At 69.4% G+C, this 20926-nt stretch carries 16 protein-coding genes; 8 read left to right on the top strand and 8 right to left on the bottom strand.

Annotated features, from left to right (window positions below):
- Positions 1–8 precede the first annotated feature (8 nt).
- The 3 genes from AC07O8_RS15655 (at position 9) to AC07O8_RS15645 (ending at position 2333) form a co-directional block, all read left to right on the top strand.
- On the top strand, positions 9–584 hold the full coding sequence (locus AC07O8_RS15655) for a cell division protein FtsI (protein WP_495048905.1): 576 nt from the start codon (positions 9–11) through the stop codon (positions 582–584).
- Positions 585–598: 14 nt separating this feature from the next.
- Positions 599–1384, top strand: coding sequence for a flagellar basal body L-ring protein FlgH (locus tag AC07O8_RS15650; RefSeq protein WP_495048904.1), 786 nt, complete (start codon positions 599–601; stop codon positions 1382–1384).
- Positions 1385–1562: 178 nt separating this feature from the next.
- Positions 1563–2333, top strand: a complete 771-nt coding sequence (locus AC07O8_RS15645) for a Crp/Fnr family transcriptional regulator (protein ID WP_495048903.1) — start codon at positions 1563–1565, stop codon at positions 2331–2333.
- A 15-nt stretch (positions 2334–2348) separates the two neighbouring features.
- Here the strand turns inward: AC07O8_RS15645 and AC07O8_RS15640 are convergent, their stop codons facing one another.
- From AC07O8_RS15640 to AC07O8_RS15625, 4 genes are all read right to left on the bottom strand, one after another.
- Complete coding sequence (locus AC07O8_RS15640; protein ID WP_495048902.1) at positions 2349–2894, bottom strand: cysteine hydrolase family protein; 546 nt, start codon at positions 2892–2894, stop codon at positions 2349–2351.
- Positions 2895–2907: 13 nt separating this feature from the next.
- Positions 2908–5832, bottom strand: coding sequence for a TonB-dependent receptor (locus AC07O8_RS15635; RefSeq protein WP_495048901.1), 2925 nt, complete (start codon positions 5830–5832; stop codon positions 2908–2910).
- Between the two features lie 109 nt (positions 5833–5941).
- Positions 5942–6799 carry a hypothetical protein gene (locus AC07O8_RS15630; protein ID WP_495048900.1) on the bottom strand — a complete coding sequence of 286 codons (858 nt, stop codon included), beginning with the start codon at positions 6797–6799 and terminating at the stop codon, positions 5942–5944.
- Between the two features lie 56 nt (positions 6800–6855).
- A complete protein-coding gene (locus AC07O8_RS15625; RefSeq protein ID WP_495048899.1) occupies positions 6856–7230 on the bottom strand; it encodes a hypothetical protein in 375 nt (124 codons plus the stop codon).
- A gap of 758 nt (positions 7231–7988) precedes the next feature.
- Here AC07O8_RS15625 and AC07O8_RS15620 point away from each other — a divergent pair.
- The 4 genes from AC07O8_RS15620 to fdhD all read left to right on the top strand — a co-directional run bounded on the left by AC07O8_RS15620 (position 7989) and on the right by fdhD (position 13462).
- Positions 7989–9659: an OFA family MFS transporter gene (locus AC07O8_RS15620; RefSeq protein ID WP_495048898.1), complete on the top strand. Its 1671-nt coding sequence runs from the start codon at positions 7989–7991 to the stop codon at positions 9657–9659.
- 179 nt (positions 9660–9838) lie between these two features.
- Entirely contained in the window at positions 9839–12196 is a 2358-nt protein-coding gene (locus AC07O8_RS15615; protein ID WP_495048897.1) for an FdhF/YdeP family oxidoreductase, read from the top strand.
- A gap of 10 nt (positions 12197–12206) precedes the next feature.
- Positions 12207–12617: a hypothetical protein gene (locus AC07O8_RS15610; protein WP_495048896.1), complete on the top strand. Its 411-nt coding sequence runs from the start codon at positions 12207–12209 to the stop codon at positions 12615–12617.
- Entirely contained in the window at positions 12614–13462 is an 849-nt protein-coding gene (fdhD, locus tag AC07O8_RS15605) for a formate dehydrogenase accessory sulfurtransferase FdhD (RefSeq protein ID WP_495048895.1), read from the top strand. Before AC07O8_RS15610 ends, fdhD begins: the two co-directional genes overlap by 4 nt.
- A 441-nt stretch (positions 13463–13903) precedes the next feature.
- On the opposite strand, the gene AC07O8_RS15600 is transcribed toward fdhD, so the two are convergent.
- From AC07O8_RS15600 to AC07O8_RS15590, 3 genes are read right to left on the bottom strand one after another with little or no spacing between them, the layout of a single operon-like run.
- Complete coding sequence (locus AC07O8_RS15600; protein WP_495048894.1) at positions 13904–15100, bottom strand: ABC transporter permease; 1197 nt, start codon at positions 15098–15100, stop codon at positions 13904–13906.
- Complete coding sequence (locus AC07O8_RS15595; protein WP_495048893.1) at positions 15097–16062, bottom strand: ABC transporter ATP-binding protein; 966 nt, start codon at positions 16060–16062, stop codon at positions 15097–15099. The genes AC07O8_RS15600 and AC07O8_RS15595 overlap by 4 nt, the downstream gene beginning before the upstream one ends.
- The gene (locus AC07O8_RS15590) at positions 16059–17075 is read right to left on the bottom strand and encodes an HlyD family secretion protein (RefSeq protein WP_495048892.1); all 1017 of its coding nucleotides are present in this window, start codon (positions 17073–17075) and stop codon (positions 16059–16061) included. Before AC07O8_RS15590 ends, AC07O8_RS15595 begins: the two co-directional genes overlap by 4 nt.
- Before the next feature lie 231 nt (positions 17076–17306).
- Between AC07O8_RS15590 and AC07O8_RS15585 the strand changes: the two genes are divergently transcribed.
- Positions 17307–18008, top strand: a complete 702-nt coding sequence (locus AC07O8_RS15585) for an SDR family oxidoreductase (RefSeq protein WP_495048891.1) — start codon at positions 17307–17309, stop codon at positions 18006–18008.
- Between the two features lie 6 nt (positions 18009–18014).
- Here AC07O8_RS15585 and AC07O8_RS15580 read toward each other — a convergent pair whose 3' ends face one another.
- Complete coding sequence (locus AC07O8_RS15580; protein ID WP_495048890.1) at positions 18015–20759, bottom strand: hypothetical protein; 2745 nt, start codon at positions 20757–20759, stop codon at positions 18015–18017.
- Between the last annotated feature and the right edge of the window lie 167 nt (positions 20760–20926).

Genomic DNA, 20926 nt, shown 5'->3' with positions numbered 1-20926 from the left:
ACGGGGCCATGCGCATCCGACCCGCACGGTGGCCGCGCGCGTCCACCGGGTTCCTCCGGCTCCTCGGCATCGCCGCGCTGACGGCCCTCGGCGGCTGCAGCGCGCTGAGTCCGCTCCCGGCCTGGGAGTTGCTGAAGGGCGCCGGCACTGCGACCTCGACGGCGCTGGCGACGGCCGCGCCGGCCAAGGCCAGCAACACCGTCCATCACGGCGACGCGCCGGTGCGCGCGCTGTGCATCGAATTCAACCGCAACGCGCCGCTCGAGGACCTGGTTCCGGCGATGCAGGCGGAGCTGAAGGGCCAGGGCGTGGACAGCCGCGTGTACGAACCCGGCACGGGGCTGCAGCAATGCGAGGTCTGGCTGCGGTATGTCGCGACGATCGAATGGGGCGTGCCGCCGATGGCCGGCGGCTACCGCGCCAACCTCAGCGCCGCGTCGCTGAGCCTGCACCGGTCCGACGGGACGCTGCTGTCGACCAGCAGCTACGTCGCCGAGGAGAACTTCGGCCTGGCCCGCTGGGCCGGGACGCGCAACAAGATCGCGCCGGTCGTGAAGGCGCTGATCACCGGCTTCCAGAGCTGAGGGAGAGGGATGTGATGTCGACAGAAGAATCCCGCCGCGCGAGGGCGCGGGCAAGGGCACCGGCAAGAGCACCGGCAAGAGCGCCGAAGACCGCTGCCGTCGCTGCCATTGCGGCCATTGCGCTCGGCGCGCTCGGCGCCTGCGGCGTGCTGGGAGCGCTCGGCGGATGCGCCGGCACGTCGCCGACGGTGGCCGGTCCGATGATGGTCACGCCGCCGCAGGCGCCGATGTACATCGAGCGGCCCAACAACGGCGCGATCTACCAGCCGAGCATGGCGACCACCTCGCTGTTCTCGGGCGAGAAGCGTCCGAGCGCGATCGGCGACACCCTGAAGGTGGACATCCAGGAGACGCTGAAGGCAAGCCAGAAGCAGACGACCGACACGAGCCGCGACAACAAGCTCGCGGTGCACGGGCCGGGCGGCCAGAGCAGGATCGGCGCGGTGGAGCGGCTGCTCAACATCGACGCGACGGCCGCGGGCAGCGATTCGTTCAAGGGCTCGGGCACGACCGAGACGGACAACAGTTTCACCACCACGGTGGCGGTGAGCGTCATCAACGTGCTGCCCAACGGCAACCTGCTGGTGGCGGGCGAGCGCAACGTGGGCCTGAACAAGGGCGTGAACACGCTGCGTTTCTCGGGCATCGTGAATCCGCGCGACATCCGCCCGGGCAACCTCGTGTCCTCGCGCGACGTGGTGAACGCGAGCCTGGAGAGCGTCGCGCAGGGCGACGTGTCGGAGGCCTCGTCGCGCAGCTGGCTGCAGCGCGTGCTCGCCAGGAGCCTGTCCATCTGGTGACCCGCTGATCGACGCGCGGTCAACCCGCAAACCGGGCCGGGGCCACGGGCCTTATCGACCGATCGGGATCGGCGGTCCGCTTCTATAACCCACGATTCGCCGTCAAGGCATCCGCGAACCTTCCGCATGAGAGGCGGCGGGCGGAGCCTTGTCCGGCGAGTTTCACGCAGAACACACCATGAGCACGAGAGGGACGCGGACGCCGACGCATGACGGCGCACCGGACGCGACGAGCGACGACTGGCTGGCCGACGGCCAGATCCGGACGTATCGGCGCGGCCAGAAGATCATCGAGGCCGGGACGCCGCTGGCCGAGTGGATCGCGATCAGCGGCGGCGCGGCGTTCCTCGCGGCGAAGGTCGCGGCGGACACGCGCGTGGCCGTGGCGGCGCTGTGGCTGGGCGACGTGATCGGGGCGGATTCGCCGCTGGGCAAGCTGGCGGCGCGTTACGACGTGACGGCGCTGGTCGACGTGACGACGATCCACATCCCGATGCCGCGAATGAAGGATGCGAGCGTGCCCGAGCGCGACGCGGCGACGGGCGAGCTCTATGCGGCGACGGCGTCGCGGCTGCAGGACCAGATCACGATGCGACTGGCCGGCAACGGCTTCCAGCGACTGATCAGCGTGCTGGCGACGCTGGCGGCGGCGCTGAGCAGCTCGCAGCGCGCGGGCACGGCGGGCAACAGCCTGGCGCTGCCGGTGTCGCAGGCGTGCATCGGGCAGTTGTCGGGGCTGTCGCGCCGGCAGACGTGGATCTACCTGGGCCAGCTGGCGGAACGCGGCTGGGGCCGGACCTCGCGCACCAAGGTCACGCTCGAGGGCCTGAACGCGTGGCTGAGCCTGATGGGCGAGGTCGAGTCCCGCGGGCTCGACTGCATCGCGACGGTGGATCAGTGCGACATGACCTTGTCGCAGCTTGCCAGTGCGCGGACGCCGATGAAGTGACCCGGCGGCGCCGGATCAGCTCGCCTCGAAGCTGATCGCCGCGGCCTTCTTCGCTGCCATCGTCGGACCGAAGCTGTTGAGGTTGCGCAGGATCAGGGTGTGGTGGTCGATGATCTGCGGCGCCGTGAGGTCGCCGTAGGCGATCGTCGTGTGGCCGTCCTCGACCAGCGTGACGTCGTAGCCCGAGCTCAGTGCGCGGCGCGTGGACGTGTCGACGCAGAAGTCGCTCTGCGCGCCGCAGACGACCAGGTGTGTCACGCCGAAGCCCTTCAGCACAGCGTCCAGCTCCGTCTTGTGGAACGAGTCCGGCGAGGTCTTGAACACGCGACGGTCGTCCGGCTTCACGTGCAGGCGATCGTCGATCTGCCAGCCTTCGCTGCCGTGGCGCAGCGGCTCGTAGCCGTCCTCCTCGTGCTGGACGAAGACCACCGGCGTGCCGGTGTCCCGCGCCTGCGCGATCAGGCCGTTGATGCGACCGATCACGGCGTCGACCTCGTGGCAGGCGTACTCGCCGACACAGAGCGCGCGTTGCAGATCGATGATGAGCAGGGCAGTGGCCATGGCGTGCGGCACCTCAGAACTTGTAGTTCAACACCACCCGCATCGCGCGGTTGTCGCCGCGGATGTTGTTGGGCTTGTCGAGGTTGAGGTTGTCGCCGCCCAGCCGGTTGGGCGTTGCCCCCGGCTGTGGCGCGTTGCCGATCCAGTCGTCGAAGCCGCCGTAGTTGTCCGCGCCGAGCACGTTCAGCACGTCCAGCCGCAGCGCGACCTGGTGGAGGCCGTACTTGAAGGCCTTGCCGATGCTGATGTCGACCTGCCGGAAGCTGGGCGAATCGCCTTCCACCAGGAAACACTGCGGCGTGCCGCCGATGCAGTTCGTCAGGCGCCGCGGGAAGCCGCTCGCATAGGTGCCCTTGGCCGAGAACGTCAGTCCCCACGGCAGCAGCTTGTCCGTCATGAACGCGCCCACCAGCCGGTGCCGGTCCACCAGCGTGCTCGGATTCCAGCCGCGACCCGCGCGGCCGTAGGTCCAGTCGAAGGTGTCGTTGCTCCACTGCAGGTTGGTCGTCTTCGCGTCGCTGTAGGTGTAGGCCAGCGTGGCCGTCCAGCCGGAGGACTCGGTGTAGGGCTTGTCTGCCTTCACGAACACCGAGTCGGTGCGCGTGCGGCCGATCGAGTCGCCCAGCACCACCTGTCCGAAGCCCGGTGGCCCGCCCCACAGCGGGTCGATCGACGACTGCTGGGCGAAGCCGCCGTTGGCGTCGCGGTTGCCGCTGAACCAGACGAACTGGTTCTTCGCCTCGATGCGGCTGAGTGCGATCTCGCCGTTCCACGTCTTTGACAACGCCTGCCGCAGCCCGATGCTGAACTGGTCCGCGTAGGGCATCTTCAAGTCGTTGCGGATCAGCCAGATCTCGCCGCCGGTCGCCTGGTTCTTCTGCAGCTCGTCGAGCGCATGGTTGGCCATCGTGCGGTCGTAGCTGCGGCCGTAGCCGCCGAAGACCACCGTGTTGCGATTGCCGGAGACGTCGTAGGAGAACCCGACCCGCGGCGCGATCGCGTTCTTGAAGGCCTTGCGGGAGCTGCCGCTGCTGATGTACTGCGACACGTCGATGCCGCCCTTGGCCAGCGACTGCGCGTAGGTCTGGTCCGTCGGCGGGACGATGCCGTAGCGCTCGCCGTCCGGCGCCAGCAGCGCCGCGATGCGGTCGGCCGGCGTCGCGTAGCCGTTGTTGAGCATGTTGTCCTCGTAGTCCCAACGGACGCCGAGGTTGAGCTCAAGCTTGGGCGTGACGCTCCAGTCGTCCTGCAGGTACAGTCCCCACTGCTTGTTCTTGAAGCTGGCGCCGGAGGCCGCCGCCGCGCGCCGGATGTTGCACTGCGCGCTGGTGCTGCCGTTGTTGGAGACGTTGGTGCCCAGGCAGTTGGTGCCGTCCCAGTAGGGCAGGCCGGTGACGTTGTCGATCAGCACCTCCACCGCGTCGACCGAGTTGGCCGTGCCGCTCAGGTCGTAGCGCATGTCCTTGAGCTTCACGCCGCCCTTGAGCACGTGGCCGTCGAAGCCGGTGTAGGTCAGTTCCTCCGACACGAAGGTGCCGCGCTGCTGGCGGCGCTGCGCATCCGGCGAGCCGCCGTCCAGGATCACGTCCTGCGAGGCCGTCAGCACCTGCGGCGACGCCGTCGACACCTTGTAGCGGACCAGCGGCGTGTCCGACGCCGACTTGGGATTCCACAGGTAGTCCTCGTAGCCGATGCGCGCCTCGCTGAGCCAGTCGTCGCGCGACCACTCGTGCTTGAGGTCGATGCGGGTCTCGTCGTTGCGGCGCTCCTTGTCGTTGCCCGGCAGCGAGAGGTTGCGGTCCTCGGCGATGCGGTCGGTCTCGCGGCGCAGCCGCGCGCTGAGGGTCAGGCGATGCTCGTCGTTGAGCTGCGCGTCGAGCTTGCCGAAGAACAGGTCCTCGTGGAACGGGTCGACCTGGCTGCCGCGCCGCGCCAGCAGCTCCGGCACGATGCCGGCGTTCGGCAGCTTCTCGAAGTTCTGGCCGGCAATCTGGCGCGAGTCCTCGATCCGCTTGGCGTCGTAGGCGACGAAGAAATGCAGCTTGTCCTTGACGATGGGACCGCCCACGCTGCCGCCGTACTCGTACTTCTCCGACGACGGCCGCGGGATGCCCTGGGCCTCGCGCTCCTTCTCGAGCGCGTTCATCGACCGCCAGTTGGTGCCGGTGCGGTCGCCGTAGAGCTCGCCATGGAACTCGTTGGTACCGGACTTCGTCACTGCCGTGATCGCGGCGCTGCTGACCTGGTCGAACTCGGCCTTGTAGTTCTGCGTCAGCACCTTGTATTCGGAGATCGCCGACTGCGGAAACGGATTGCCGCGCGTGTCCGACTGGCCGCTGACGCCGCCGCGCAGGATGTTGTTCTTCTGGCCCACGCCGTCGATGAAGACGTTGAGATGGTCGAAGTCCTGCGCGCCCGACTGCACCCGGCTCAGGCCGCTGGAATCGGTCGAGAACGCGACGCCTGGCGCGAGGTCCGCCGCGCTCAGGAAATTGCGGGTGTTCTGCGGCAGCGCCTCGATCATGCGCTGCGACACGACGGTGCCCAGCTGCGAGTCCTTGACGCCCTGCCGGCTCGCGTTGCCTTCGACGGTGACCGTGCCGAGCTGGATCGCGTCCGGCGTGGCGGCCGCGGGCGCGGCACCGAGATCGAGCGAGGCGCTCTCGCCGACGGACAGCGTGATGCGCTCGGTGCGAATTGGCTTGCCGTCGGCGGCGGCGACGCTGATGACGTAGTCGCCCGGCGCGAGGCCGATGAGCGCGTAACGGCCATCGGCGCGCGTGCTCGTCCGGTAGCGGGCGCCGTTGGCGCTGTTGGTGGCCGTGATGGCCAGCCCGCCAGGCGGAACGCCGGCCGGCGCGTTGACGAGGCCGCGCACGGTCGCGCGGCTCACCTGCGCCTGCGCGGACGGGGCGAGCCCGGCGGCCAAAGCGATCACGACGGCCAGTGCGAGCGCGGAGCGGGTTGCGAAGGGGGTGGTGGGGGAGAAGGGAAGGCGACGTGATTCGGTCGTCGGCCGGGGGCGCGGCGCGGTCATCGACCGCGCGTCAGGTGGAAGGACCGGCCTTGGCGCGGCGCATCTGCTCCGCGAAGACCTGTTCCATCGCCTTCTTTTCAGGCAGGACGTACACGATGCCACCGCGCTTGCCAAAGGTCGGCCACAGCGTCTGCTCGAAGAATTTCACCGGCATGTTGATGCAGCCGAAGCTGATGCGGTTGTCCTTGGGCGTCGGCGACGCGAGCCGCTCCAGTCGACGCTCCGCGGGGTTGGTCGGGCGCACGCGGTGCATGGACACGGCGGCGTCGTAGTCGACCCAGAGCACGTCCTCGTGCCCGGCGTTCTTGCCGGGCTGCGCGACGAAACGGCCGGCCGGCGTGGTGCGCTCGTTCGGGCGCACTTCGGCGATGGGCCTCAGGCCGATGCCCGCGACGCTATCGTCGCCGGCGGCGTAGCCCAGCAGCACCGGCGTGGTCGCCTGGAGCTTGCCGTCAGGGCTGAACACCAGCACCTGGGCCTGGCGCTTGTCGAGGATCGCGAACGGTCGACCGTTGTGATCCCAGCCCGACATCACCCATTGGGCGAGCTGGCGGGCCTGCTTGGAAACCTTGGTCTTGCCGAAATCGGCCGTGCCGGTCCGCAACACTGGCGCGGGGGCGTGGACGACCGGCTGGACCGGCGCTGAAGGGGTGTGACGGGCCACGACGGGCGGAGCCGGCCGCAGCTGCTTCATGAGGAAGGTCGCCGCCGGCCAGGCCAGCAGCGCGCCGGCCAGGCCCAGCGCCAGTCCCTGCACCGCCCATCCCGCGCGTTCCCGCAGGTGCTCCGGGATCCATTCCGATACCCCCTTCGAGGGCGGCTTCGGGGGAGGATCGCTGAAGAAGTACCCGCTGGAGGCGCGCAGCATGGTGGGCTTTCAGGGAGAGGTCAGATCCGGGCGTGGCGGCGGAAGGCGCTCACCGATCAGTTGCGGTCGGCGCGCGGAGCCGGCGTGCCGGCGCTGGTCGGTTCGGTCGGCAGCGGATCCTGCTGCGACTGCGGCTGCTGGTTCTGCCACTGGTCCGTCGAGGACGGCTGCGTCTGTTGCGACTGGGCTTCAGGCGTCGTCTGGTTCTGTTGGGTGGTGGCCGTGTTCGACTGGTCGGCCGGCGTCATGCTCTGGTCGGCAGGCGCCTGCTGCTCGGTCTGGGTGGCGGGGTACTGTTCCTGCGTGGCTTGCGTGGTCGGCGTCTGGGTCGACTCGGTCGAGTTCTCGACCTGCGCATAGGCCAGGCCCAGCACGCTGGCGAAGGCGGTCAGGGCGACGGCACCGGTCACGAGGGATTTGGTTGCGTTCATTTGAGTCTCTCCTTTGGGCTTGAGGGGCCGATCGGTGGAGATCGGTTAGGACCAACTTTGGACCGTCGGAGGGGAGTCGGAAGTGGGCTGATGTCGCGAGGCTTTGTAGGACAACCGGCAGGTTGCACCCCGATACATCCGCGTGTTCATCGGGGCAAACGGCGATCCCTGGGAAGTTGCCGGGTCCGATGCGCGGCCGCCTCGCGCCCAAGAAAAAACCGGACGGCCCCTGAAGGGCGGTCCGGTGAAGAAGGCGCTGATGGACGCCTTCGGAGACGGGAGATCTCCGAACAATAGGCATTCACCCCGATCGCATAAATGCTGCGCCGCGCAACGCACCGTTGTGGGGACCTCAACAATCCGACCTGGTGCCGGGTCGTCCCCGATGCCGCCTGGGGATCCCACCGCCTCCAGGGGGTGTTGTGCGGTGATCGCCCGAACTCCCGTTCGCACATTCGGTTACCGCCCGTCCCGTCATCGCTCCCGGTTGTCGGTTTCGTGCGATAGATGTCCGCTCGCTAGGTGGGGTTGTCAATGGATGTCAGTGACATGCGTCAAGATCGCGCCCGCCGCGAGCGTTCTGCGCCAACTTTTTCAGCCCGTCACCAGAAATCGGTTTCCTAACGGTTTCTTGATGCCGAAAGGGACGAGGGACGACGGAACACGGGACGCGGCCGAACGGTGCCGTTGGAGGGTTCGGTGCCGTTCGTCATCAGCGGGCCGCGTCGCGGCCGCCTTTCATTGTTTGAGGAGGACCCATGTCTACTGTGCTGACCGATCAGGGCGGCGGATCCGCCGGCTCGAGCTGGCTGGACAAGGAGCGCACGATCGCCGCTCCTGGTTTCAACCGCTGGCTGGTGCCGCCGAGCGCGCTCGCCATCCACCTGTGCATCGGGATGGCCTACGGCTTCTCGGTGTTCTGGCTGCCGCTGTCCAAGATGCTGCAGACCGCCGGCACCGGCGCCGCCTGCGGCAAGGACGTGGGCTTCTTCGCCCAGCTGTTCACCACCCAGTGCGACTGGAGCGTCGCGACCCTGGGCTGGATGTACACGCTGTTCTTCGTGTTCCTGGGTTGCGCGGCCGCGATCTGGGGCGGCTGGCTGGAGCGCGCCGGTCCCCGCAAGGCCGGCCTGGTGTCGGCCGTCTGCTGGTGCGGCGGCATGCTGATCTCTGCGATCGGCATCCACACCCACCAGTTCTGGATGATGATCCTCGGCTCCGGCGTGATCGGCGGCATCGGTCTGGGCCTGGGCTACATCTCGCCCGTGTCGACGCTGATCAAGTGGTTCCCCGACCGCCGCGGCATGGCGACCGGCATGGCCATCATGGGCTTCGGCGGCGGCGCGATGATCGGTTCGCCGCTGGCCGTCGAACTGATGAAGCACTTCGCCACCCCCACCGACGCGGGCGTGATGCAGACCTTCGTCGTGATGGCCGTCGTGTACTTCGTGTTCATGGTCGCCGGCGCGCTGGGCTACCGCGTGCCGCCCACCGGCTGGAAGCCTGAGGGCTGGACCCCGCCGGCCGCGCAGGCTACCAACACCATGATCACGCAGCGCCACGTGCATGTGAAGAAGGTGTGGGGCATCCCGCAGTTCTGGCTGGTGTGGATCGTGTTGTGCATGAACGTGTCCGCCGGCATCGGCGTGATCGGCATGGCCAGCCCGATGCTGCAGGAGATCTTCGGCGGCTCGCTGATCGGCGTGGAAGCCAGGTTCGCCGAGCTCGACAAGACGCAGCTGGCGGCCATCGCGGCCATCGCCGGCGGCTTCACCGCGCTGCTGAGCCTGTTCAACATCGGCGGCCGCTTCGTGTGGGCGTCGCTGTCGGACAAGCTGGGCCGCAAGCTGACCTACACCGTGTTCTTCGTGCTGGGCGGCCTGCTGTACGCCAGCCTGCCGAGCAGCGCGGCCGCGGGCCACAAGCTGGCCTTCGTGGGCGCGGTCTGCATCATCCTGTCGATGTACGGCGGCGGCTTCGCCACCGTGCCGGCCTACCTGGGCGACCTCTTCGGCACGCAGATGGTGGGCGCGATCCACGGCCGCCTGCTGACCGCCTGGGCCACCGCCGGCATCCTGGGCCCCATCGTCGTGAACTACATGCGCGACTACCAGTTGGGCCTGGGCATCCCGCGCGAGCAGGTCTACAACCAGACGATGTACATCCTGGTGGGCATGCTGGTCGTCGGCCTGCTGGCCAACCTGGCCATCCGTCCGGTCGCCGACAAGCACTTCATGACCGACGCCGAACTGGCCGTCGAGAAGAAGCTGGCGCACGAGAAGGCCGCCGCCGCCGAAGTGGGCAGCGGCCCGGGCGCCGGCCGCGCCACGCCGACCGTGCTGGTCGCGCTGGCCTGGCTGGCCGTGGGCATCCCGCTGGCATGGGGCATCTATCGCACGCTGCTGAGCGCCGCGAAGTTCTTCTCTTGACCCTCACGGCACGGCGCTGACTGCCAGCGCCGATACTGTGAACACGATGGCAGGCCTCGGTCTGCCATTCTTCCTTCTTAGCGAGGGGCGGGCCGAGCGCCGGGCCGCCCCAAGCCGGCCCGCCACCCCCACGGGGGGTGGTTTGAACGGGCCGTGGCCCGATCAAACCGGGGGTGAACATGAGCGACCAGAAGATCCATTTCTACAAGGGACCGGCCGGCGGCTGGGGCGCGCTGAGGAGCGTCGCGAAGCACCTGCAGCAGCAGGGCGTCGCGGTGAAGGGCGCCAAGACGCTGCTGTCGGCCAACCAGGCCGACGGCTTCGACTGCCCGGGCTGCGCATGGCCCGACCGGGATCACCGCTCGACCTTCGAGTTCTGCGAGAACGGCGCCAAGGCGATCGCCGCCGAAGCGACCGCGCACCGCGCCACGGCCGAGGTGCTGGGCGGGCACACCGTCAGCGAACTGGCCGAGTGGTCCGACTACGACCTCGAGAACATGGGCCGCATCACCGAGCCGCTGGTCTACGACCGCGCCACGGACCGCTACCAGCCGATCGCCTGGGACGACGCCTTCGAGCTGATCGCCGCGCGCCTGAACGCGCTGAAGGATCCCAACGAGGCGATGTTCTACACCTCGGGCCGCGCCAGCAACGAGGCCGCGTTCCTCTACCAGCTGTTCGTGCGCGAGTTCGGCACCAACAACTTCCCCGACTGCTCGAACATGTGCCACGAGCCCAGCGGCCAGGGCCTGAAGCCGACGATCGGCATCGGCAAGGGCACGGTGACGCTGCACGACTTCGAGCAGGCGGACGCGATCTTCATCTTCGGCCAGAACCCGGGCACCAACCACCCGCGCATGCTGGGCGAACTGCGCGAGGCGTCCAAGCGCGGCTGCAAGATCGTCAGCTTCAACCCGCTGCGCGAGCGCGGGCTGGAGCGCTTCGCCGATCCGCAGGACAAGCTGGAGATGGCGACGCTGGGCAGCACGCCCATCTCGACCAACTACTTCCAACTGCGCATCGGCGGCGACATGGCTGTGATGAAGGCGCTGTGCAAGCGCGTCTTCGAGCTGGACGATGCGGCGGTGGCCGCCGGCGGCGAGCGCGTGCTGGACCTGGGCTTCATCGCCGAGCACACCCACGGCATCGAGGAATTCGAAGCCAGTATCCGGGCCGAAAGCTGGGAAGCGCTGGAAGCGGAATCCGGCCTGTCGCAGGAGCAGCTCTGCGCCGCCGGCGACCTGTACGCGCAGGCCAGGCGCGTGATCATCTGCTGGGGCATGGGCATCACCCAGCACCAGCATTCGGTCGCGACGATCCAGCACATCGCGGCGCTGCTGATGCTGCGCGGCAACCTGGGTCGCGAAGGCGCGGGCGCCTGCCCGGTGCGCGGCCATTCCAACGTGCAGGGCGACCGCACGATGGGCATCTACGAGAAGCCGCCCAAGTCGCTGCTGGACCGCCTGGGCCAGGTCTTCGGCTTCGAGCCGCCGCGCGAGAACGGCTACGGCACCGTCGAGGCCATCCAGGCGATGCTCGACGGCAAGGGCAAGGTGTTCTTCGCGCTGGGCGGCAACTTCGCCTCGGCGACGCCGGACACGATCGCGACCTGGAAGGCGCTGCGCTCGACCGACCTGACCGTCCACGTGACGACCAAGTTCAACCGCAGCCACACCATCCACGGCAAGGAGGCGCTGGTGCTGCCCTGCCTGGGCCGCACCGAGATCGACATGCAGGCCGGCGGCCCGCAGGGCGTGACGGTGGAGGACTCGATGAGCATGGTCCACCTGTCCAGCGGCATGAACGCGCCGGCGTCGGAGCACCTGCTGTCCGAGCCGATGATCGTGGCGCGCCTGGCGGCCGCGACGCTGAAGGGCCGGTCGAAGACGCCGTGGATGTGGCTGGTGGAGGACTACTCGCGCATCCGCGACAAGATCGAGGAGGTCTTCGACGACTTCGCCGGCTTCAACGAGAAGATCAAGACGCCGGGCGGCTTCCGCCTGCGCAACACCGCCTCGGAGCGTGTCTGGAACACGCCCACCGGCAAGGCCAACTTCATCGCCTACGCGCTGCCGACGGACACGCCGCTGCATCAGGCGCGCGCGCGGATGCGCGACGAGAAGACGGTGGTGTTCAACCTGGCGACGGTGCGGTCCCACGACCAGTACAACACGACGATCTACGGCAACGACGACCGCTACCGCGGCGTCTGGGGCCATCGCCGCGTGGTGTTCATCAACAAGGAAGACCTGCGGGCGATCGGCATGAAGGCGGGCCAGTGGGTCGACATCACCAGCGTCTACAGCGACGGCGACACGCGTCGCGCGGAGAAGTTCGTGCTGATCGAGTACGACATCCCGCGCGGCTGCCTGGCCAGCTACTTCCCGGAGACCAACGCGCTGGTGCCGCTGAGCAGCGTGTCCATCGGCGCCGGCACGCCGACGTCGAAGTCCATCCCGGTGGTGCTGACGCTGCGCGAGCAGGATGCGCCGCTGCCGCAGGACCAGGCCCGCTCGGTGGCGGGCGTGAGCGCCTGAGGACGCGACCATGAGCGCTGCCGACGCGCCCGCCGCCGAGGCCCGAGACGACCTCGACCGTCAGGTCGAGGAGGTCGAGGAGGTCGAGGAAGTCGAGGAAGTCGAGCAAGAGGTGGAGCACGAGGTCGATGACGACGGCGACGGCGACGTGGCCGCGCAGGCGCGCTTCGCGTTGGAGACGCTGGCGGAGCTGGACGGCGGCAATGGCGTTTCGCTGCCGCGTCTGGCCAAGCGCACGGGGCTGCGCGTCAGCGTGCTGCTGCGGCTTTACACCTTGATGAGCGATGCGCGCGTCGGCGACGCGCAGGGACCCGGCTGGGTGCGCCTGCACGTGGACGAGGACGGGCGCTGGATCGCCCGCATCACGCCGGCGGGTCGCGGCGACGACGTGGACGATGCGGTCGCGGAGACAGCGTCATGAGCGACACCCTGAACGATGCCTGCGCGCTGCCCGACGATGACGACGCACCGCTGCCCTCCGCGCTGATCGCGGTGCGGCCGGAGCGGCTCGGCGCCGCGCGCGCGGCGGACGAGGAGTTCGTCGCCGAGGAAGTGCCGATCGCGCTCGAGTACAACGGCCTGTCGCACGCCGTGATGCTGGCGACGCCGCTCGATCTCGAGGACTTCGCGCTTGGCTTCTCGTTGACCGAAGGATTGCTGGCGACGCCAGCCGACCTGCTCGATGTGGAAGTGCGGACGCGACCCAACGGCGTCGCGCTGCAGCTGCGTGTTACCGCGCGCTGCGAGGCGCTGCTGAAAGAACGCCGCCGCAGCATGGCCGGCCGCACGGGTTGCGGTCTCTGCGGCACCGACAACCTCGACCAGGTCTTCCGCGTGCCGGATCGGCCCGTGCCGGCGTTGCCCGCAGGGCTCGCAGACGCCGACGCCCTCGTGCCCGCGCTGTCGCGCGCCATGCGCGAGCTCGCCGCCGCGCAGCCGCTGCAGCAGCGCACCGGCGGCATCCACGCTGCCGCGTGGTGCAGCCCCGACGGCGAAGTCATCCTCGCGCGCGAGGACGTGGGCCGCCACAACGCGCTCGACAAGCTGATCGGCGCCATGGCCAAGGCCGGGATCGACGCCTCGCATGGCTTCGCCGCCGTCACCAGCCGGGCGAGCTTCGAGATGGTCCAGAAGGCGGCGATCGCCGGCATGCCGATGCTGGCCGCGGTCAGCGCGCCCACGCACCTGGCGATCCGCACGGCACAGTCCTGCGGACTGCGGCTCGCAGGCTTCGTCCGCGAAGGGCGGGCGACGCTCTACGCCTGAGGCTTCAGCACTTCCGCGGCAGCTGGCCCTCACCCCCACCCTCTCCCGCAAGCGGGAGAGGGAGTCCGACAGGCGTCCTTCCTCCCCCTGTTCCCGCTTGGCGGAGAGCCGCGCCGACACCTTCTTTCTCCCTCTCCCGCTTGCGGGTGAGAGCAGGGATGAGGGGCGCGCGCAGCGCGCGGGGTCCAGGCAGTCATGCAGCGCTTCTTACTCCCTCTCCCGCTTGCGGGAGAGGGCAGGGGTGAGGGGCGCGCGCAGCGCGCGGGGTCCAGGCAGTCATGCAGCGCTTCTTGCTCCCTCTCCCGCTTGCGGGAGAGGGCAGGGGTGAGGGGCGCGCGCAGCGCGAGGGGTCCAGGCAGTCATGCAGCGCTTCTTGCTCCCTCTCCCGCTTGCGGGAGAGGGCAGGGGTGAGGGCCAGCGGCGGTGGCAGTACTGAAGCGTTCAGTCGAGCGTCTGCCGGTATCTGAGCAGCGCGATCGTTCCCGCGACCAGCAGGAAGACCAGCATCGGCCACAGCTCCGGCACCAGTTGCTCGAACGAATTCCCCTTCAGCATGATCCCGCGCACGATGCGCAGGAAGTGCGTCAGCGGCAGCGCCTCGCCGATGACCTGCGCCCAGCGCGGCATGCCGCGGAACGGGAACATGAATCCCGACAGCAGCATCGACGGCAGGAAGAAGAAGAACGTCGCCTGCAGCGCCTGCAACTGGTTCTTCGCCAGCGTGGAGAAGGTGAAGCCCACCGCGAGGTTGGCGAGCATGAACACGCCGATCATCGTCAGCAGCAGCGTGAAGCTGCCCGCCATCGGGATCTGGAACAGCAGCGCCGCCGCTAGCAGGATCACCCCCAGCTGCACGTAGCCCAGCACGATGTAGGGCAGGATCTTGCCGATCATGACCTCCAGCGGACGCACGGGTGTCGCGAGCAGGTTCTCCATCGTGCCGCGCTCGCGCTCGCGCGTCATCGCGAGTCCCGTGAGCATCACCATCGTCATCGTCAGGATCGTGCCGATCAGCCCCGGCACGATGTTGTAGCGGGAGAGTCCCTCGGGGTTGTAGCGTCGATGGATGCGCCATTCGAAGGGCATCGCGGGCGAGGCGCCCACCGGCCCCGCCGTGGTCGAGGACGTCGAGAGTGCCGTCGCGCCCGCGGCGGCGTTCGGACGCGCGGCGCCGACCAGGTCGCGGCGCAGCGCTTGCGCGCCGAGCTGCGCCAGCGCCGCCAGCGCATTGCTCGACGCGGACGGATCCGTCGCGTCGACGCTCACCAGCACCGCCGGCTGCTCGCCGCGGATGACGCGCCGGCTGAAGTCCGGCGGGATGACGATGAGGAATTGCACCTCGCCGTCCTCCACCATCGTGTCGCCTTCCCGCTCCGACGCCGGCCGGGCCTGGACGCGGAAGTAGCCGCTCTGCGCTAGCGCCGCGACCAGGCTGCGCGCCATCGGCCCGCGGTCCTGCGTCACGACCGCCGTGGGCAATCCCTTTGGATCGGTGTTGATCGCGTAGCCGAAGAGCAGCAGCTGCAGGATGGGCACCCCCACCGCCATCGCGAAGGTGGGCCGGTCGCGCAGCATCTGCTGGACCTCCTTGATGAAGATCGCCAGCACGCGCGCGAGGCTGAAGCGGCTCGTCTTCATCGCCCGCCCTCGAAGTTGTCGGGTGTCTTGCTGATCAGGCTGATGAAGACGTCTTCGAGGTTGGCTTCGGCACGTTCCCAGCGCAGACCAGCGCTTGCGCCACGGTCGTCGCGATGCGGTGCGATGGCGCGCTCCAACGCCGCCTCGTCCTGGCCGGCGACGTGCAGGCTGTTGCCGAACGCGGCGACGCTGAGCACGCCCTCGGCGCCGTTGAGTGCCGTCGACAGCTCGGCCAGGCGCCTGGGATCCTCCGCATGCAGCGCCCAGACGGTGAGCTTGGCCTGCTCGATGATCTCGCGCTGCGTGCCGCGCGCGAGCAGCTTGCCGTAGGCGATGTAGGCGAGCTCATGGCAGCGCTCGGCCTCGTCCATGTAGTGCGTCGAGACCAGCACCGTGATGCCGTCCGCCGCCAGGCGATGGATCTCGTCCCAGAAGTCGCGCCGCGCCTTCGGGTCGACCCCGGCGGTGGGTTCGTCGAGCAGCAGCAGCTTCGGCTCGTGCAGCAGGCAGGCGGCGAGCGCCATCCGTTGTTTCCAGCCGCCCGACAGCGCGCCGGCCAACTGGTCCTGACGCGTCTTCAGTCCGAGCCGGTCCAGCGCCTCGTCGACGCGGCGCTCACGGTTGTCGAGTTCGAAGAGCCGTCCGATGAAATCGAGGTTCTGCCGGATCGACAAGTCCTCGTACAGGCCGAAGCGCTGCGTCATGTAGCCGACCTGCCGCTTGATCTCGCCGGCGCGCCTGCGCATGTCGAGCCCGAGGCAGGTGCCTTCGCCCTCGTCCGGCGTCAGCAGGCCGCAGAGCATGCGGATGGTCGTCGTCTTGCCGCTGCCGTTGGGGCCGAGGAAGCCGCAGATGCGGCCGCGTCCGAGCTGCAGGTCGATATGGTCCACAACGGTCCGCTGACCGTAGCGCTTGGTCAGGCCTCGGACGTCGATGGCGAGCTCGCTGGCGTTGTCGCTCATGGACGTCCCGGCGACGAGGCGGGAGAGGCGGGAGAGGCGGGCGAGGCGCCCGCCACGGGCCGGACCTCGAGCGGCTGACCGGGATGCAGCCGGAGCGCCTGCGCCGGATCCGGCCTGGCTTCGACCAGGAACACCAACCGCGATCGCTGGCTGTTGGAATAGATGACCGGCGGCGTGTATTCCGGCTGCGGCGAGATGTAGCTGACGCGCGCCGCGATCGGCGCGCCGCAGCCATCGCAGCTGAGCTGAACCGTCTGCCCCTGGCGCAGCGAGGCAAGCTCGGGCTCCGGCACGTAGAAGCGCGCCTTGCGCTGCGTCGGCGGCAGCAGCGACACGACGGGCTGCCCGGCGTTCACGTATTCGCCGACGCGGTAGAAGGTGTCGTCGACCAGGCCGGCGGCCGGCGCGCTCTGGCGTGTCTGCGATTCGCGCCACTGCTGCTGGGCGAGCGCCGCCGACGCCGCGTCCGTGTTGGCGCGGGCGGCCGCCTGCTGGTCGTTGCGCGCCGGCAGTTCCGCCACGCGCAGCGAGGACTCGAGCTCCCGCACCCGTTGGCGAGCCTGCGCGGCGGTGGCGCGCGCATCGTCCAGCCGCGAGGCGGAGATGAAACCCTGACCGATCAGTTGCTGCTGCCGCGCGAGGTCGGAGTCCGCCAATGTCGATTGCGCACGCGCCTGCGCGAGCTGGGCGCGGCTCATCGCGATCTCGTCGGGGCGACGGCCCTTGGCGACGTCGGCCTGCTCGGCCTTGGCCGCCGCCAGCCGCGCGTCGGCCTCGGCCCGCGCGGCGCTCACCGGCGTGACGTCGATGCTGAAAAGCGGCACGCCCGCGTTCACGGTGTCGCCGCGCTGGACTTGCAGATCGACGAGCTGTCCGGCGACCGGCGCCGCGACGTAGACCGGATCGCCCTCCGCATAGCCGGACCAGGCCGGCGGCGGCTCGTCCCCGCAGGCGCCCAGCAGCGCGACGGAGATCATGGCGAGCAGACACAGGCGGCGCGGCATCTTCGGCATCGACGCGTTCTCCGGTGACGAGGTGACAGGGATTATTGCCGCGGGCCAGTCGTCGCCCCCCGGTAACGCGACCGCCGTTCCGGCGCCTGTCGGCCCGCGACGTCCCCTCCGGCACCAGGGGCAAGCCGGGTGCCCCGCCGCGTTTCCATGACGGTCGACATTACATTATTCATGTCGATCAACATTTAAAAAGCCTCGCGGCGCCTCGCGCCCCTGCTCAAGGACACCATCATGGACTTCAAGAACACCGTCGCCTTCGTCACCGGCGCCAACCGCGGCCTGGGCAAGAGCTTCGTCAAGGCGCTCCAGGCCGCCGGCGTGACGAAGATCTACGCCGCCGCGCGCGACCCGTCATCGATCGATCTGCCCGGCGTCGTGCCGGTGAAGCTCGATGTGACGCAGCAGGACCAGATCGACGCCGCCGTGCGCGCCGCGGGCGACGTCACGCTGCTGATCAACAACGCGGGCATCTCGCGCGGCTCGCCGCTGCTGGCCGACCACGCGCTGGCGGCGCTGCGCGACGAGTTCGAGACCAACGTCGTCGGCCCGCTGGCGCTCACGCGCGCGTTCGCGCCGGTGCTGAAGGCGCAGGGCGGCGGCGCGGTGGTGAACGTGCTGTCGGTGCTGAGCTGGCTCAACCTGACCGGCGCCGCCACCTACAGCGTGTCGAAGGCGGCGACCTGGTCGGTCACCAACGGCCTGCGCCAGGAGCTGAAGGGGCAGGGCACGTCGGTGCTGGGCCTGCACGTCGGCTTCATGGACACGGACATGACCGCCCGCCTCGACGCGCCCAAGGCCGATCCGCTCGACGTCGCGCAGCAGGTGCTGGACGCGCTGGCCGCCGGTCGCGACGAGGTCTACGCCGACGAGCTGACCCGCGGCGTCAAGGCTGGCCTCTCGGCCGAGCAGGGCAGCTACCGCGGCGGGGTCTGAGCGGGCTCAAGGCCAGGCGCGCAGCAGCCAGTCGTTCAGCGTCTTGACGCGGTCCGGATCGGCGCCGAGCGTGCCGGCCTTCCAGACCGCGTACTGCAGCTTCTGCTCGGCGGTGCTGCGATAGTCCGTGGAGGCCATGACGTAGACGCCGGGCGACTTGAGCGTCAGCGGCTGCTTCGTCCGGTCCAGGCAGAACGAGAAGCCCGCCGTGGGTTCGGCTTCGCCGAGGTCCATGTTGTTCGGGTCGCAGCGGCGCCAGACAGCCGGATCGGTGACCGTGTAGAGCTGGTTGAACTGCTTGAACGCGCCGTTGAGCAGCTTCAGCGTGAGACCGGCCTGCAGCTTGTCGAGGCGGCGGAACGGCGAGGTCTGCGTCGCCTGCGTCGAGACCGCCTCCATGAAGTTGATCGGGTTCAGGTGCTTGACCACGGCCGCCTTGCTGAAGCGTCCGCGGTTGTTGATGATGGAGCGCGTGTCCGTCGGCACCCACAGCGGGATGCTGTTGTTGACGAACTGCGCCGACTTGATGCGCGCCTGCAGCAGGCGGATGTCGCTCATCAGCGCCGCCGTGGACTGCGCCGGCGTCGCGTCGCCCAGCGTCTGCGACAGCAGCGAGTCGAAGCCGGTCAGATAGGGCCAGTCCACCGAGAAGTTCACCCAGTCGCTCTGCGCGCCCGGGTTCAGCGTGACCTGCATCTGGTACCACGCGTTGGTCCGCGTGTAGGAACCGAGCTTGTTGCCGGTCTCCCAGGCCAGCAGCCACTCGCGGGTGATCTTGCCGGCGGCGTCGGTGTCCTGCTGGTAGACCATGTGCGGCGCCAGGAAGAAGGCGCTGACGGTGTTGAACGGCCAGCCGCGCTGCTCGCCCCGGCCGGCCCAGGTCCTGGCGGTCGCGTCGTAGTTGCCGATGAACCAGCGCTGGTCGCCTTCGAGGCCGTAGCGCTGGGCCCATTCCCATTGCTGGACGAGGTTCCACTGGAGCGCGTTGCCGACCACCCGCTCGATGAAGGCGTTGGTCGTGAAGGCGGCGGGTTCCGAGGCGATGCGCGCGGACGAGGCGGACTTCATCAGCTGCGCCGCGCCGACCTGCGCGCCGTACTGGCCCGTGGCCGCGACGTGGTTGCCGCGGCCGCCGCCGAGGAAGGCATAGAGCTCGAAGCCGGAGGGCTGGAGCATGGACTGGATCTCGTTGCGCTGCTGCGGGGTCAGGTGGCTCCAGTCGCCGAAGCGGCCCGAGCGGTGCGACTCGAACCAGGCGGCGATCTTCTTCGAGGTGGCCAGCGGATCGAGGCGCCGGTTCTCGGCGCTGAAGGTCGCGCCGGTCTCGAAGGAGCCCGCCGGGTTGGCGCCCGTCGGCCAGATGTCCAGCGGATGCATCGCCGGCAGGTAGGAGTTCCAGTCCGGGAACTGGATGGGCAGCGGCACCTCGCGGGTGTTGAGCGTCGCGTCGGCGTCCATCACCTTGTCCACGTCGGCCTGGGTCAGCGCGAGCGCCGTGCCGTCGAGCGGCTTGCCGAACAGCGCCTTGACCGCGTCCGTGGGCGAGTCCAGCACCGCGTCCAGGCCGGCGCCGGCGGACCATTCCGCGATGGGCTTGCTGTCAAGACCTGGCCCCGGCTGGTAGGGCGGATTCCACGGCGCGGCCTGCGCGACGTGCGCCATGTCGCGCAGCGCATAGCGCAGGTAGGCGGCGATCTGCCCGCCTTCGGCCTCGGTCAGTCCGTGGAAGCGCGAGCGCTGGACGATCGCGTTGTTGGAATAGTTGAAGTACTGCAGGTCTCGGCCGTCCGAGGCATGGCACGAGGCGCACGCGGCGCGGAGCTGGTGGTTCACCAGCGTCGACTTCATCAGGCGGTTCTCCGCCTTCCACAGCTTCTCGCCGGCGGCGACGTCGGCGGTCAGCGTGCGGCCGGCCACCTTCTCGGCGTTGATGTCGGCGCGCTGCACCGCGTTGGTCGCGAGGCTCTGTCCCTGCGCGTTGCGGAACTGCAGGTCGATGACGCGGTAGCCGTTGGATTCGCCGTCGCTGCCGTTGAAGCGGAACTGCACCAGGTTCACGCCGCTGACCAGGCGCGCGCGGGTGGTCGCGTCCAGCGTGAGCGCCATGCGGGCGGTGTAGAGGCCGCCGCCGCGCTGCAGGCCGCCCTGCACGCGCTCGGCATCGGCGAGCGTCATCGTGGCGTCGGTGATGTCGACCCAGGGGATCGCGCCGGCATTTGCCGCGGCGGTGCCGCCGAGGATGCGCAGGCTCGCCTTGATGGTGGCCGGCTTCTCGAGGGTGGCCTCGTACTCGGGCGGACCGAAGAAGCCGCAGCGATGGCAGCGCAGCCACAGCTCGGTGGCGGCGCCGGCGCCGCTGGCGTCGAGCGTCAGGTTGGCGGTGGCGACGGTGGGCGCGCTGGGGAGGCCTGCGCCCAGCAACTCCAGCGGCAGGCTCAGCGGGGTCGTGGCGGTCGGGCCGCTGGGGGGCGCCGGCGACGGGGCTGGCGCGGGAGAGGGCGCTGGCGCAGGGGACGGTGCCGGAGCGGCGGGATCCGTCGGCGTGGTCGGCGTTGTGGGCGTTGTGGGCGTTGTGGGCGGCGGAGGCGCCTCGGCGACCGGCGGGTTGGCTTGCGGCCGGGACTCGTCGCCGTTCCCGCCGCCGCAGGCGCTCAGCGCCGCGAGCAGGGCGCCGGCCAGCGCGGCGCGGCTCGAACTGACGGCAGCGCGACGCAGCCATTCGGTGGAGGTGGGACGGGGGGCGGGCGCCATGGGGAATCCTCTCGGCGCTGCGGCCGGCGTGTTCGGTCCCGGCGCGCGGGTCGCGCGTCAGGGCAGCGCATTAAAGGGGTCCGCGACAGGGCGCGTCAATCGATCGCGCCCCTCTGACATCGACCGTTACCCGTGTTGCCGAATCCGTCGATTCGCACACCACAGGC

Source organism: Roseateles sp. GW821-FHT09G09 (assembly GCF_059415965.1).
Note: the sequence above shows the minus strand (reverse complement) of the source record. Positions and strands in the feature narration are given on the sequence as shown.

Bases quoted from the DNA above. Each gene is read 5' to 3' on its own strand.
- AC07O8_RS15655 (WP_495048905.1), top strand. From the start codon at position 9: ATGCGCATCCGACCCGCACGGTGGCCGCGCGCGTCCACCGGGTTCCTC.
- AC07O8_RS15650 (WP_495048904.1), top strand. From the start codon at position 599: ATGTCGACAGAAGAATCCCGCCGCGCGAGGGCGCGGGCAAGGGCACCG.
- AC07O8_RS15645 (WP_495048903.1), top strand. From the start codon at position 1,563: ATGAGCACGAGAGGGACGCGGACGCCGACGCATGACGGCGCACCGGAC.
- AC07O8_RS15640 (WP_495048902.1), bottom strand. From the start codon at position 2,894: ATGGCCACTGCCCTGCTCATCATCGATCTGCAACGCGCGCTCTGTGTC.
- AC07O8_RS15630 (WP_495048900.1), bottom strand. From the start codon at position 6,799: ATGCTGCGCGCCTCCAGCGGGTACTTCTTCAGCGATCCTCCCCCGAAG.
- AC07O8_RS15625 (WP_495048899.1), bottom strand. From the start codon at position 7,230: ATGAACGCAACCAAATCCCTCGTGACCGGTGCCGTCGCCCTGACCGCC.
- AC07O8_RS15620 (WP_495048898.1), top strand. From the start codon at position 7,989: ATGTCTACTGTGCTGACCGATCAGGGCGGCGGATCCGCCGGCTCGAGC.
- AC07O8_RS15615 (WP_495048897.1), top strand. From the start codon at position 9,839: ATGAGCGACCAGAAGATCCATTTCTACAAGGGACCGGCCGGCGGCTGG.
- AC07O8_RS15610 (WP_495048896.1), top strand. From the start codon at position 12,207: ATGAGCGCTGCCGACGCGCCCGCCGCCGAGGCCCGAGACGACCTCGAC.
- fdhD (WP_495048895.1), top strand. From the start codon at position 12,614: ATGAGCGACACCCTGAACGATGCCTGCGCGCTGCCCGACGATGACGAC.
- AC07O8_RS15600 (WP_495048894.1), bottom strand. From the start codon at position 15,100: ATGAAGACGAGCCGCTTCAGCCTCGCGCGCGTGCTGGCGATCTTCATC.
- AC07O8_RS15595 (WP_495048893.1), bottom strand. From the start codon at position 16,062: ATGAGCGACAACGCCAGCGAGCTCGCCATCGACGTCCGAGGCCTGACC.
- AC07O8_RS15590 (WP_495048892.1), bottom strand. From the start codon at position 17,075: ATGCCGAAGATGCCGCGCCGCCTGTGTCTGCTCGCCATGATCTCCGTC.
- AC07O8_RS15585 (WP_495048891.1), top strand. From the start codon at position 17,307: ATGGACTTCAAGAACACCGTCGCCTTCGTCACCGGCGCCAACCGCGGC.
- AC07O8_RS15580 (WP_495048890.1), bottom strand. From the start codon at position 20,759: ATGGCGCCCGCCCCCCGTCCCACCTCCACCGAATGGCTGCGTCGCGCT.